Annotated in this window: 14 protein-coding genes; 10 read left to right on the top strand and 4 right to left on the bottom strand. The window is 32.6% G+C overall.

Features of this window, described 5'->3' with window-relative positions:
* Positions 1–108: 108 nt before the first annotated feature.
* The gene (locus tag ACNQF8_RS04165; protein WP_417950912.1) at positions 109–1599 is read left to right on the top strand and encodes an undecaprenyl-phosphate glucose phosphotransferase; all 1491 of its coding nucleotides are present in this window, start codon (positions 109–111) and stop codon (positions 1597–1599) included.
* Position 1600: 1 nt separating this feature from the next.
* Entirely contained in the window at positions 1601–2374 is a 774-nt protein-coding gene (locus tag ACNQF8_RS04160; RefSeq protein ID WP_417950911.1) for a glycosyltransferase family 2 protein, read from the top strand.
* Here ACNQF8_RS04160 and ACNQF8_RS04155 read toward each other — a convergent pair.
* Complete coding sequence (locus tag ACNQF8_RS04155; RefSeq protein WP_417950910.1) at positions 2358–3668, bottom strand: phenylacetate--CoA ligase family protein; 1311 nt, start codon at positions 3666–3668, stop codon at positions 2358–2360. The two genes, ACNQF8_RS04160 and ACNQF8_RS04155, sit on opposite strands and share 17 nt — an antisense overlap.
* A 132-nt stretch (positions 3669–3800) precedes the next feature.
* On the opposite strand from ACNQF8_RS04155, the gene purD reads away from it, so the two are divergent.
* Entirely contained in the window at positions 3801–5075 is a 1275-nt protein-coding gene (purD, locus tag ACNQF8_RS04150) for a phosphoribosylamine--glycine ligase (protein ID WP_417950909.1), read from the top strand.
* Positions 5076–5106: 31 nt separating this feature from the next.
* Here purD and ACNQF8_RS04145 read toward each other — a convergent pair whose 3' ends face one another.
* Positions 5107–5337 (bottom strand): DUF6341 family protein, encoded by a 231-nt coding sequence (locus ACNQF8_RS04145; protein ID WP_099713975.1) that lies wholly within the window; start codon positions 5335–5337, stop codon positions 5107–5109.
* Positions 5338–5480: 143 nt separating this feature from the next.
* Here ACNQF8_RS04145 and ACNQF8_RS04140 point away from each other — a divergent pair, with 143 nt between their 5' ends.
* Positions 5481–6410, top strand: coding sequence for a DUF6427 family protein (locus tag ACNQF8_RS04140; RefSeq protein ID WP_315205759.1), 930 nt, complete (start codon positions 5481–5483; stop codon positions 6408–6410).
* On the opposite strand, the gene upp is transcribed toward ACNQF8_RS04140, so the two are convergent.
* Positions 6405–7058: a uracil phosphoribosyltransferase gene (gene upp, locus ACNQF8_RS04135; RefSeq protein WP_417952939.1), complete on the bottom strand. Its 654-nt coding sequence runs from the start codon at positions 7056–7058 to the stop codon at positions 6405–6407. The genes ACNQF8_RS04140 and upp overlap by 6 nt on opposite strands.
* Before the next feature lie 87 nt (positions 7059–7145).
* Between upp and ACNQF8_RS04130 the strand changes: the two genes are divergently transcribed.
* Both ACNQF8_RS04130 and ACNQF8_RS04125 read left to right on the top strand, forming a co-directional pair.
* Positions 7146–7751: a DUF4254 domain-containing protein gene (locus ACNQF8_RS04130; RefSeq protein WP_417950907.1), complete on the top strand. Its 606-nt coding sequence runs from the start codon at positions 7146–7148 to the stop codon at positions 7749–7751.
* 53 nt (positions 7752–7804) lie between these two features.
* Positions 7805–8830 (top strand): glycosyltransferase family 9 protein, encoded by a 1026-nt coding sequence (locus ACNQF8_RS04125; protein WP_417950906.1) that lies wholly within the window; start codon positions 7805–7807, stop codon positions 8828–8830.
* A gap of 120 nt (positions 8831–8950) precedes the next feature.
* On the opposite strand, the gene ACNQF8_RS04120 is transcribed toward ACNQF8_RS04125, so the two are convergent.
* On the bottom strand, positions 8951–10003 hold the full coding sequence (locus ACNQF8_RS04120) for a 2Fe-2S iron-sulfur cluster-binding protein (RefSeq protein WP_417952938.1): 1053 nt from the start codon (positions 10001–10003) through the stop codon (positions 8951–8953).
* A gap of 153 nt (positions 10004–10156) precedes the next feature.
* Between ACNQF8_RS04120 and ACNQF8_RS04115 the strand changes: the two genes are divergently transcribed.
* From ACNQF8_RS04115 to ACNQF8_RS04100, 4 genes are read left to right on the top strand one after another with little or no spacing between them, the layout of a single operon-like run.
* Positions 10157–10498 carry a PadR family transcriptional regulator gene (locus ACNQF8_RS04115; RefSeq protein ID WP_417950904.1) on the top strand — a complete coding sequence of 114 codons (342 nt, stop codon included), beginning with the start codon at positions 10157–10159 and terminating at the stop codon, positions 10496–10498.
* A gap of 10 nt (positions 10499–10508) precedes the next feature.
* Positions 10509–11162: a hypothetical protein gene (locus tag ACNQF8_RS04110; RefSeq protein ID WP_417952937.1), complete on the top strand. Its 654-nt coding sequence runs from the start codon at positions 10509–10511 to the stop codon at positions 11160–11162.
* Positions 11163–11166: 4 nt separating this feature from the next.
* Positions 11167–11838 carry a hypothetical protein gene (locus ACNQF8_RS04105; RefSeq protein WP_417950902.1) on the top strand — a complete coding sequence of 224 codons (672 nt, stop codon included), beginning with the start codon at positions 11167–11169 and terminating at the stop codon, positions 11836–11838.
* Entirely contained in the window at positions 11835–12503 is a 669-nt protein-coding gene (locus ACNQF8_RS04100; RefSeq protein ID WP_417950901.1) for a hypothetical protein, read from the top strand. The genes ACNQF8_RS04105 and ACNQF8_RS04100 overlap by 4 nt, the downstream gene beginning before the upstream one ends.
* The last annotated feature ends 2 nt before the right edge of the window (positions 12504–12505 follow it).

The raw sequence follows: 12505 nt of genomic DNA, 5'->3' as shown, positions 1-12505 counted from the left end.
GGTTAAAAAAACAAACGAACAGTAAATCCAATAAAGTGAATTCTATCCATTTTTTTGTTTGTTGTATTTTACAATTTTCACTAGCTACCAAAAGTAAAAACAGATGATATGTTAGCAAACGAAAGTAAAACTATCAGAAATAACAGGTATTACCTGCAACTATTTCAATTCAATAGTAACAGGGAATTTTTTAAAACCGATAAAAAACCAAACAGGTTATATTCGTTAATTATGAGTGCATCTCAAACAGGAAGATATTCAAAGTACATTAGACCCATTAGTATTTCAATAGATCTAATCGTTATTATGATTCTTGGTTTTTTCTTTTTCAAAGACCTTAATTTTAAGATTGAGCAATTTATTATTTACCAGCTAGTTGGATGGAGTATAATTGCTTTTTTCATAAGATTCTACGGAATATATCGCTTTACAACTCCGCTTGAAATAATATCAAAACTAGTAAAACAAGGAGTTCTGTTTCTTTTAATAACTATTGCTTTTTTTCCGTTTTCAAAGCAAGTTGTTTTTAACGCAATGGTGATTGCCATGTTTATCTCCTCTGCGATGTTACTAATTACTATTTCAAAATTTTTATTGTTTTACTATCTAAAAGAATATAGGATAATAACCGGAAGTAATTATAGAAGCGCTGTCATTATTGGATATACTCCTGAGGCAATAGAATTAAAAAATCTTTTCGAAACCAGAAAAGATTATGGCTATCGTTTTTTAGGTTATTTTTCAGATAAAAAAACAAATCAAAATATTAAAGGGAAATTGGCGGATTTAAAACCCTTTGTAATTGAAAATTGTGTAGATGAAATTTATTGCTCATTAAATGAAATTACCAATGAGCATTTGAAAGATTTAATTGATTTTGCCGATGAAAACAATAAAACGATAAAATTCATACCGGATACAAAAGAGATTTTTTCTAAAAATTTGAAAATTGACTATTACGAATTTTTTCCAGTACTTTCTTTAAAAAAAACCATGCTTCATGAACCTGCTACAATGATATTTAAAAGGGTTTTTGACATTGTTTTTTCCAGTATAATTATTATAGTTCTCTTATCCTGGCTCATTCCATTATTAGCAATTTTAATAAAGTTAGAATCTAGAGGTCCGGTTTTTTTCAAACAAGGAAGACCTGGAATTGATGAAAATGAATTTTTCTGTTATAAATTTCGTTCTATGAAAATCAATAAAACAACAGAAAAAGAAGCCTCGAAAAACGATCCGCGTGTTACTAAAATAGGGAAGTTTATGAGAAAAACGAGTTTAGACGAAATGCCTCAATTTCTAAATGTTTTACTGGGTGACATGTCGGTTGTGGGGCCGCGTCCACATCTTTGGGCTCAAAATAAAGTCTATGGGAATAAAGTTAAAAAATATATGGTACGCCATTATGTTAAACCAGGAATTACTGGATTAGCGCAGGTGAGTGGTTTTCGTGGCGAAATTGAGACAGAAGCTGATATGATTAACAGAATAAAATTTGATGTTTTTTATATTGAGAATTGGTCCTTAATTTTAGATTTAAAAATAATTTTCCAAACGGTTATCAATATTTTTAAAGGAGAAGAAAAAGCCTATTAGAATGGAAAAACCTCTTGTATCCATAATAACACCATCCTTTAACTGCGAAAAATTTATCGCAAAAACAATCTTGTCCGTACAGAATCAAACCTACAAAAACTGGGAAATGATTATTGTAGATGATTGCTCTTCTGATGAAACGGTTTCAATAATAAAAGAAATTTCCAGTCAGGATAATAGAATTCAACTTTTTCAACTTGATACAAACTCGGGAACCGGAATTGCCAGAAATACTGCTTTGGCTAAAGCAACTGGAAAATATATAGCCTTTTTAGACGCAGATGATTTGTGGAAGCCGCTTAAGTTAGAACTACAAATTGATTTTCTCAAAAAGCATAACTTACCGTTTACTTTTTCCTTTTACGAATGCATTAATGAAGCAGGAGAATCGCTGAACAGAAGAATAGTATCACCAAGGAATCTCTCTTATCGTCAGTTATTTTTTTGTAATTATATCGGGAATCTAACGGGAATCTACGATGTAAACTACTTTGGGAAAATCACCATTTCTTCTTTTCGAAAACGCCAAGATTGGATACACTGGCTTATTATTCTCAAGAAAATAAAAACCGCTCAACCTGTTCCGGAAAGTTTAGCTTTATATAGAATTAGAGAAAACTCAATTTCGGCCTCTAAATATGAGCTTCTAAAACACAATTTTGCCGTTTACAGGAAGTTTCATGGGTATAATACAGTTCTTTCGATACTGTGTATGACAGGATTTTTATTCACACAATTAATCATAAAACCACGTTACGTTAAATCATTGATTTAAATTGCTTCAATTTTCCTCTGTTACTTCTTTCTAAAGATTTTTTTCTAAGAAAACTAAATTTTAAATTTGGTTCCAAATACAAAGCAATCGCCTTTTCTATTTTTTCAATTTGTGCCAAATTTAATTCGGTTTCGCTCACATATTCAATTTCAAAAGTATCTAATTTGGTTTGTTTTATCACAAATTCTTTTACGTTTCCGTCGTCTTCGATGATGCTTTTTGTCACATAATAAAAGGTGAGTCCAGGTGATTTTTTCCCGCTGGGTAAAATGGCAACATCATTGGTTCGGCCTATTAATTTTTTGACAATCGGTTTTTGTAACGTGCTTTTTTCATCCAGAATTCCAATATCGCCAATGTCATAGCGTATAAAAGGATGCGCTTTATTGAACAAAGAAGTAATCACGATACGCCCAGAAGTACCATTTGGAACCGCTTTATTATTATCATCCAAAATTTCCACAAACAACGTTTCCGAATTGACTTGCCATTCTCCTGTCTTATTTTGAAAAGCAATCAAATCCAATTCCGAAGCACCGTATTCATTAACAATAGGAAAACCAAATTGTTTTTCTAAAAGGAGTTTGTCTTCTTCAAAAAGCATTTCAGAAGTTACCATGCAAACTTTCAAAGTGGGGCAAACTGTAGTTAATATGATATTTCTCTTTTGTAAAAATTTAGCAAATAAAACAATGGAACTCGTATAACCATTGATGTAATCAAATTTTTTAGTTCTAAAATGATTCAAAAACTCTTCTAAAACTTCATCCGACAAATCGAAAATAGAGAACCGAAATCGATGGCTCAAAAAATCCTTGAAACGTTCCTTTTTGTTTCCGATAAAATCCATCGGAATACCATAAAAACGTGCTTGATAGGAAGTATTAAAATCAATTCCATACCAACCAAAACGGTAAATGTTTGAAGCCCAAGTCAAGGCATGACAATATTTGTCTTTGGCAAAAATAAACGGAGTTCCGCTAGAACCAGACGTTTTATTGATGTAACTGTTTTTAGCGGAATAGCCTTCCGAAAGCCTTTCCAGTAATGGTTTTTGTAAGTTTTTCTTATTCAAAACGGGTAACTCTTCCCAGTTTGTAAAAGTTGTCATTCCTGCTAAATCTTTATAGAAAGCATTATTTTGCAAATGAAAATGGACAATTTCTAATTTTTTATTTTGGAGGAAAAGGTCATGTTCTTTTTCAGAAAATGCTACTATTTTCCGCAATTCGGCTTTAGCTTCCTTCATTTGGAAGCCATTTATCTGCAGCGATAAGTCGAATAGTCGTAACATTTTAAAGGTATATTTCACCAAAAATAATATTTACCAACAACTAATGATGGAGAACCAACAACTTTTTAAAAATTAATTATTTTTTAAGTTCAAAAGCAATTATTTTTGCACCACAACTAAACACAACTACACATGACAATTTTACTACTGGGTTCGGGCGGAAGAGAACATGCTTTTGCATGGAAAATGATTCAAAGTCCGCTTTGTGATACACTTTTTGTAGCGCCAGGAAATGCTGGAACTGCTTCTATAGCTACTAATGTTGCTATCAGTCCAACTGATTTTGAGGCTATAAAAACGTTTGTTATCCAGGAAAAAGTAGAAATGGTTGTCGTAGGACCAGAAGATCCTTTAGTAAAAGGGATTTATGATTTCTTTCTGAACGATGCCGCATTAAGTCATATTCCTGTTATCGGTCCATCAAAAATTGGTGCGCAACTGGAAGGAAGTAAAGAATTTGCTAAAGAATTTTTAATCAAACATAACATTCCAACCGCTGCTTACGATAGTTTTACTGCTGAAACAGTAGAAAACGGATGTGAATTTCTGGAAACATTGCAACCGCCGTATGTTTTGAAAGCTGATGGTTTAGCCGCAGGAAAAGGGGTGTTAATTATTCAGGATTTGGCAGAAGCCAAAGAAGAATTAAGAAACATGTTGGTGCATCAAAAATTTGGTGATGCGAGTTCTAAAGTCGTTATCGAAGAATTTCTTGACGGAATCGAATTAAGCTGTTTCGTTCTTACGGATGGAAAAAACTATAAAATATTGCCAACAGCTAAAGATTACAAACGTATTGGCGAAGGCGATACAGGTTTAAATACAGGCGGAATGGGAGCGGTTTCTCCAGTTCCTTATGTTGATGCTGTTTTGATGGAAAAAATTGAAACACGCATTGTAAAACCTACAATTGATGGTTTTCAAAAAGACGGAATTCCGTACAAAGGATTTGTTTTCATTGGATTGATTAATGTGAAAAACGAGCCAATCGTAATTGAATACAATGTGAGAATGGGTGATCCGGAAACCGAAGTGGTTATCCCGAGATTGAAAACGGATTTAGTGGAATTATTTTTGGCTGTAGCCAATGAAAAACTTGAAGAAATCAATCTGGAAATTGACGAAAGAAGTGCGACTACCATTATGGTTGTTTCTGGTGGATATCCAGAAGATTTTGAAAAAGGAAAAGTAATTTCAGGATTAGAAACTATTGAGGATTCTATTGTTTTTCACGCAGGAACAAAATTAGAAAATGGAAATGTTGTTTCTAATGGCGGAAGGGTTTTAACCGTAACTTCGTATGGAAATAATTTCGAAGAGGCCATAAAAAAATCTTACCAAAACATAGAGAAACTACATTTTGATAAGATGTATTTTAGAAAAGATATTGGAAACGACTTAAAATAGTTTCCAATTATCGTTCACTTTTTTTTAATTCTTATTTTAAGAAAGAGTGAGCGGTAGTATCTTGCTTCTCAGTTCCAGCGTCTTCAAAAATTTTCAATTGTTTGATCCAGTATACCATTGCCGAAGCGCAAATAATCATGAAAATCCAATTGATTGTATTAGCCGCAAACCAAGATGACAGCTCTAATGAACGTAAAAAGTCTAGAGGAGCAAATAAAATATTTACAAATAAGTATTGTATTCCTTCGAAAAATGCTTTCATAATGTATAAAATTAATTTTATTAATTGTTTTTGAGGAACTCTGGTAATTAAAAGTTCTTATTTAGAAGAATCTTTTTGAACTTGCAGGGTTTACTTTTTAAACAAGTATTATATTTACGAACACAAAAGTATAAAATATCCTTATGATAACAAGTGTTTTTAGAAAATCTACACCATTAAATTTTTCATTGGTCGTAATTTTAATGCTGGTTTTCTTTTCTATATACCAATTTCAAGATTTATCCTGGATGAATTCCTTTTTATTAATTTCAAAAAAGGGAATGCTATTTTGTGTTTTATTGGCATCTGTTTTTATCACGAATTTTGTTGTAAAGAAAAACGGATTGAGTAAAGACAGTAGCTACACGGTTTTTTTTTACTTTTTATTGCTGCTTTTTTTTCCTTCAGCATTAGATAATTTAAACCTGATTTTATCTAATTTCTTTATTCTATTGGCACTTCGCCGATTGATTTCATTGCAATCCCTGAAAGCCTCTAAAGAAAAAATATTTGATGCATCATTATGGATTTTTCTGGCTGCATTATTTCATTTTTGGAGTATAATTTTCATCGTGTTGGTTTTTATATCCATAATTTTCCATGTTTCCAGAGATTATAGAAACTGGATATTACCTTTTATCGCTTTTTTTATTGTTGTAATTCTGTTTATGATTTATGCAACAGTTTTCGATTTGAATGTTATTGAGTATATTACTAAAAGTGTACAAATCAATTTTGAAATCAACTATTTCACGAATAATTACCAAAACGGCGCTTTATCAATCTATGCTACAATCGCTTTGTTTTTCCTAGTTTCTATGTTTGCCACATTATCAAACAGACCACAATTATTACATATTTCATTCAAAAAAGTCATCGCCTCTTTCTTTATTGGAGTAGTAATTTTTCTAATTTCGGCCAATAAAAGTAATGATTTGTTGCTATTTACATTTGCGCCTTTGGCCATAATGGCAACCAGTCACATTGAAATTCCTCAAGAAAAATTAAATCAGGAATTAGTGATGTATGTGCTGACTGCCTGTAGTCTTTTTGCTTTTTTCTCCCAATTATAATTTTTCACCGTAAGCTAAATCTCCTGCATCTCCTAATCCTGGAACTATGTAACTATGCTCATTTAGCTTTTCGTCCAAAGAAGCGACCCAAAGATGACAGTTTTCCGGCAAATGTTTTTCAAGATATGCAATGCCTTCTGGTGCGGCAATCACAACGGCAATGTGAATTTCTTTTGGCGAACCTCTTTCCATTAATTTGTTGAAAACAGCAACAATAGATTGACCGGTAGCAAGCATAGGATCAACTAATATTAGATTTTTTTCATTTATAGCAGCAATAGCTTGGTATTGCACAAGTATATCAAAGTAATCATCATTGTTAGGATGGTGTCTAAAGGCGGATATGAAACCATTTTCGGCATTATCAAAATAATTCAAAAACCCCAAATGTAAGGGTAATCCAGCACGTAAAATGGAACATAACACCAATTTATCCTTAATCTCAGTGGTTGTTTTTATACCTAATGGTGTTTGGATTTCGACAGTTTTGTACTGTAATTTTTTACTTAATTCATACGCCATTATTTCGCCAATACGTTCAATATTTCTTCGGAAACGCATGCTGTCATTGTGAACATTTACATTTCGTATTTGTCCCAAAAAATGATTTAGGATGCTATTGTCTTCTGATAAATAGTGAATTTGCATGTTTTTATTTTTGCTGTTAAACTTATAAATATTTTTATAATCTATAAAAGTATAAAAAAGTATCTTTGTCCTTTAAAATATAAAGATATGTTTTCAAAATTAGCGTACTCCGTATTCGAACAAAGTATTAAAGATTATCATCAGTTTGATAATGTTGACCAACCGATTAATAACCCTTTCCCAAAAGATAAATTTGAACATTTGTTGTATCATAAAAACTGGATTGATACCGTTCAATGGCATTTTGAGGATATTATTCGCGACCCAAATATTGATCCTGTAGCTGCTTTGACTTTAAAAAGAAGAATCGATGCTTCTAATCAAGAACGCACGGATATGGTGGAATATATTGACAGTTATTTTCTTCAAAAATACAGTTATGTAAAAGTAAAAGACAATGCAAAAATCAACTCAGAAAGTCCGGCTTGGGCTTTTGACCGATTGTCTATTTTAGCATTGAAAATTTACCATATGCAAGAAGAGGCTACTCGTGCTGAAGCTTCACAAGAGCACAGAGATAAATGTCAGGCAAAATTGAATATTTTATTGGAACAAAGAACAGACTTGTCTTTGGCGATTGATGATTTATTGACAGACATCGAGAATGGAGATAAATTCATGAAAGTGTACAAACAAATGAAAATGTACAACGATGATGATTTGAATCCTGTTTTGTACCAGAATAAGAAGTAAAAGATATTTTGAACATTAATTAATTGTCCAAAAAAATCCAACATATAGCCGTCATGAGACTTTCCGCAATGGGAGATGTCGCCATGACGGTTCCTGTTTTACGTGCTTTTGTAAACCAGCATCCACAAGTTAAAATTACGGTCATTTCCAGACCTTTTTTTAAACCTTTTTTTGAAGGAATCCCTAATATTACTTTTTTTGCTTTTGATGAAAAAGAGAGACACAAAGGATTTCTGGGGTTGTTGCGTTTGTTCCAAGATTTAAAACGTTTAAACATCGATGCTTTTGCCGATTTACATAACGTTTTGCGTTCAAAAATTGTCCGAAACCTTTTTGCTTTAAGCGGAAAAAAAACAGCTTCGGTGGATAAAGGAAGAGTAGAAAAAAAAGCATTGACGCAACCCGAAAATAAAGTGTTCCAGCAACTGCCAACGATGTTTGAGAGACACGTCAAAGTATTTGAACAACTTGGTTTTACGGTTGATTTATCCTCCGGAAGTTTTGGGACAGTTTTTCCTGAAAAAGCAATTTTGAGTCCGGAAATTTTAACGATAATTGGACAAAAAAGTCAAAAACTAATAGGAATTGCTCCTTTTGCACAATACGATTCTAAAGTGTATCCGTTGGATTTAATGCAGGAAGTGATTGACAAATTAGCTTTGGATACAACCAATACCATTTTGCTTTTTGGAGGAGGAAAAAAGGAAATCGAAATCCTGGATTCGCTTGCTGCTAATAAAGAAAACGTCATCAATATGGCGGGAAAAATTAAGTTTCAGCAGGAATTGCAGCTCATAAACAATCTTGATGTCATGCTTTCCATGGATTCCGGAAACGCGCATATTGCAGCAATGCTAGGTGTAAAAGTCATTACGCTTTGGGGCGCGACACATCCATATGCGGGATTTTCACCGTTTAATCAACATTTTGAAAATGCTTTAGTTTCTGATAGAAATCTGTTTCCTAAACTACCCACTTCGGTGTATGGAAATAAAAAAGTAGCTGGTTATGAAGATGCCATGCGAACGATTGCTGTTGAAGCGATAGTTGAAAAAATTAAAATTGTTTTGAACCGTTAAGGGATTTAGAAAAATTAAGTCCTAAATGATACATTACAATATGTTTTACAAAAAAAAGAGTTTGCACATTGCAAACTCTTTTTTTTAATTGAATACCGCTATCGTAAAGGGAACAGTTTCCTAAACATCATCATAATCTACATAGATAGTTTCTGATGTAGGATGCGCTTGACAGGTAAGAATCAAACCATCAGCGATTTCTTTATCGGTTAAGATGGAGTTTTTCGTCATTTCGGCAGTTCCAGATGTTACGCGAGCCAGACAGCTGCTGCAAATTCCACCTTGGCAAGAATACGGAGCATCAATGCCTTGTTTTAAAGCGGCATCAAGAACGGTTTGTTTTTGTGACATTTCGAAAGTCGTTTCCTCGTCATCCACCATAATGGTGATTTTAGAATGGCCGCCTAATGATTGCTCTATTTTATTTTCTTTGGTAGAAGAAGAAAACAATTCAAATTTTATTGCTGCTTCTTTAATATTATGTTCTTTTAAAACTCCAGAAACGGTATTAATCATTTCTTCGGGACCACATAAATAGAACTTATCAAATTCCAATTCCTTGTGTTTGTTATTCAAGACAAAATTCACCGTCGATTTTTCAATTCGACCAAACAAAGCATGTTCTACTTTGGCTTGACTGTAAACATAGTGTACAAAAAGACGCCCTACGTATTGCAATTGTAAATCGTGTAATTCTTGGTGAAAGATAGTTTCTTCTGGTGTTTTGTTACCATAAACCAATACAAAAGAACTTTTAGGCTCATTTTTCAATACCGATTTTAAGATGGAAAGTACCGGTGTGATTCCGCTTCCGGCAACAAAAGCGGCGTAGTTTTTTTGTCGGCCAACTTGAGGTTCAAAAGTGAATTTTCCTTCTGGTTTTCCTACTTCAAGAACATCTCCAGCTTTGAGTTTTGTGTTAGCAAATTGAGAGAAAGCACCGTTTTTCACTGCTTTTACTGCAATGCGCAATTCCCCGCTGTCAGGAGCCGAGCATATAGAATACGCACGACGAATTTCTTCACCGTCCAAGGTTAATTTTAGATTGATATATTGACCGGCAACAAAAGTGTAATTCGCTTTTAATTCCTCAGGTACGTTAAAAAGTACGGAAACAGCGTCTTTGGTTTCGCGTTTTACTTCTTTTATTATTAGTTTTAAAAAAGATGGCATGTGATTATTTTTTTACAAAGATAGGAAACACATTAGGTTTCTAAAAATCAAAAGTATTGAAAATTTATATACCTAAAACTATTATGTATAAGAATCTTATGTATATTTGATTTTTGAAATAAGAAATACCACCAAACTTGCACCGATTGAATCATGAAAAATTCTCAATTATACAAAGGAAGTCTGAATACGATTATCATGAAATTGCTGGAAGAAAACGGCAAGATGTACGGCTATGAAATCACCCAGAAAGTTAAGCTCATTACCCAAGGCGAGCTGAACATAACCGAAGGCGCTTTGTATCCGGCCTTGCACAAACTGGAAGCCGAAGGTTTGCTGGATGTAGAAATTGAAAAAGTGGATAACCGCATGCGAAAATATTATAAACTCACGGAAACCGGTCATAAAGAAACCGTAAACCGACTCTCAGAACTCGAAGATTTCATTCGAAACATGCAGAGTTTAGTGAACCCAAGTCCAAAATTAGAATTTTAATTTTTTGAAGATGAAATTAACCACCGAACAAATAGAATGTATTAATCAAACTTTAGTTAAAAAAGGGGTCAAGTTTGACGATTTGAAAATGGAAGTTTTAGATCATATTGCTTCACAGATTGAATATGAGATGACAACTTCTCAAAAAACGTTTCCAGATGCATACAATCAGGTTTTTGAAAGATGGAATGCAGAATTTGAACCCACCAGAGCTTTTTTTTCGCTAAGAACCTATTATCCTAAATTGGCGAGGAGTAAATTCGGAAATCAAATAAAACTTGAAATATTTACAACATTTACAATCGCCGCAGTATTGTTCTGTAGTTTTCAATTGGTATCGGATTCAAATACAAAACTGCAGTTTATTTTCTGGATTAAAAAAGTATTTTTCTACGCTTATATTGGAACAATACTGTCGATGTTTATTTTTAAATTTTTCAATGCAAAATCAAAAGTGTCGTCTACTTATAAACATTCATTTGATGCTCGATTTCCTTCGATTTTCATTTGGTTAACTTTAATTTTTAATGATAATATTCCTCAAGATGCAACCAATCAGAATTTGTTTGTATTGTCGATGGGCTGTCTTTTTATGTATTTATTGTCCACTGTTTATTTAGGATTTAAGCATTACCAATTCCAAAAGAAATTTTCAATACAATAAAGTCATGAAACTAACCAACCAACAAATTGCTAAAATAGAAGAAACTTTGGTTTTAAACGGCGTTGTTTATGACGATATTAAAATAGAATTGATTGATCATATCGCTTCGGAAATAGAAGAAAAAATATATAATGAAACGAGTTCTTTTGAAGTTGCTTTCACAGAAGTGTTTGATAAATGGAAACCAGAATTAAAACCATCCTTTTCTGGATTGATAGGTTTTACAAATCCAAGAATAATGACTGTCAAATGTCATAAAATAGTAAAAAGACAATTATTTACTGCAATTACAATTTCTTCTTTGATGGCGCTCGCATCAATGGTATTTGTAAGAAATTCAAGCTATGGATTGGCTCTAACAAATATTCAAGGAGTTTTGAGATCATTTGTTCTTGTCGAATTTTGTTTGGTTATTTTGGCTTGTGGTTTTGTTTGGCAATCAAAACACCAAACCACTTATAGTTATTTGATGAAGAAAAAAAGCTTTGGTCTCATCATCGTTCTTTTTATGCTTGGTATTGGTTTGTTTCCAGTAATGTTAAATCATCCAGATGCTAAAATTGCTTTTGTATCTGTTTTTACTGCAACGACTTATGTTTTAATCACTGGAATTTACCTTCAATTGGCATACAAACATTTTCAATTTGAAAAAAAATTATCCTTTACCAAACTGTGAAACTAACCACCGAACAAATAGAATATGTATCTAATTATGTCAAATCCTTTGATATCAAATGGTATGAATTACAAGTAGAATTGACGGATCACTTTGTAAATAGTATGGAAGAAATTTGGGAGAAAGATCCAGAACTTACTTTTCATCAAGTAAAACAGTATGCTGAAAATCATTTTGGTCGCAACGGTTTTAAAGCCATAGAAAAAGAAAGAATCGAGATTCTTAGAAAAGAATACAATCGAATTCAACGAAAAATGATAACTGAGTATCTGAAATTCCCTAAAATTTTTGGAAGCATTCTGTTGGGATTTCTAGCTTATCAAGTATCTTTTTACTTCGAAAAACCGCATGAATTTATTTTTCGTTTAAATCTGTTGCTTCTGGCGTTATCGATTCCATTTATATACAGTTGGATTAAAAATCAAAAAATAAATGGGAAACGTTTCTTGACAATTAACGGTCAGAATTTTTATATCAGTGTGATCGTGTTTCCTCAATTTGGAATTAACTTAGCCAATGGATTTAAAGAGGAAATCCAACAGAATCATCTCTTAGTGATACCTTTTGTTTGTGTTTGGGTTTTAGGTGTTTTATTCAGTATCACAGGTTTACATATTAACACTAAAATTGTAGCGAAGATCAAAGAACAATACCAATTGAATTAATT

It is taken from the genome of Flavobacterium labens, assembly GCF_048286755.1.
Lineage (GTDB): Bacteria > Bacteroidota > Bacteroidia > Flavobacteriales > Flavobacteriaceae > Flavobacterium.
The sequence above is the reverse complement of the archived record's forward strand: the minus strand, read 5'-3'. Positions and strand labels throughout refer to the sequence as shown.

What these genes read in the sequence shown, in the direction of transcription:
- ACNQF8_RS04165 (WP_417950912.1), top strand. Translation starts at nt 109, where the DNA reads ATGTTAGCAAACGAAAGTAAAACTATCAGAAATAACAGGTATTACCTG.
- ACNQF8_RS04160 (WP_417950911.1), top strand. Translation starts at nt 1,601, where the DNA reads ATGGAAAAACCTCTTGTATCCATAATAACACCATCCTTTAACTGCGAA.
- ACNQF8_RS04155 (WP_417950910.1), bottom strand. Translation starts at nt 3,668, where the DNA reads ATGTTACGACTATTCGACTTATCGCTGCAGATAAATGGCTTCCAAATG.
- purD (WP_417950909.1), top strand. Translation starts at nt 3,801, where the DNA reads ATGACAATTTTACTACTGGGTTCGGGCGGAAGAGAACATGCTTTTGCA.
- ACNQF8_RS04145 (WP_099713975.1), bottom strand. Translation starts at nt 5,337, where the DNA reads ATGAAAGCATTTTTCGAAGGAATACAATACTTATTTGTAAATATTTTA.
- ACNQF8_RS04140 (WP_315205759.1), top strand. Translation starts at nt 5,481, where the DNA reads ATGATAACAAGTGTTTTTAGAAAATCTACACCATTAAATTTTTCATTG.
- upp (WP_417952939.1), bottom strand. Translation starts at nt 7,058, where the DNA reads ATGCAAATTCACTATTTATCAGAAGACAATAGCATCCTAAATCATTTT.
- ACNQF8_RS04130 (WP_417950907.1), top strand. Translation starts at nt 7,146, where the DNA reads ATGTTTTCAAAATTAGCGTACTCCGTATTCGAACAAAGTATTAAAGAT.
- ACNQF8_RS04125 (WP_417950906.1), top strand. Translation starts at nt 7,805, where the DNA reads ATGAGACTTTCCGCAATGGGAGATGTCGCCATGACGGTTCCTGTTTTA.
- ACNQF8_RS04120 (WP_417952938.1), bottom strand. Translation starts at nt 10,003, where the DNA reads ATGCCATCTTTTTTAAAACTAATAATAAAAGAAGTAAAACGCGAAACC.
- ACNQF8_RS04115 (WP_417950904.1), top strand. Translation starts at nt 10,157, where the DNA reads ATGAAAAATTCTCAATTATACAAAGGAAGTCTGAATACGATTATCATG.
- ACNQF8_RS04110 (WP_417952937.1), top strand. Translation starts at nt 10,509, where the DNA reads ATGAAATTAACCACCGAACAAATAGAATGTATTAATCAAACTTTAGTT.
- ACNQF8_RS04105 (WP_417950902.1), top strand. Translation starts at nt 11,167, where the DNA reads ATGAAACTAACCAACCAACAAATTGCTAAAATAGAAGAAACTTTGGTT.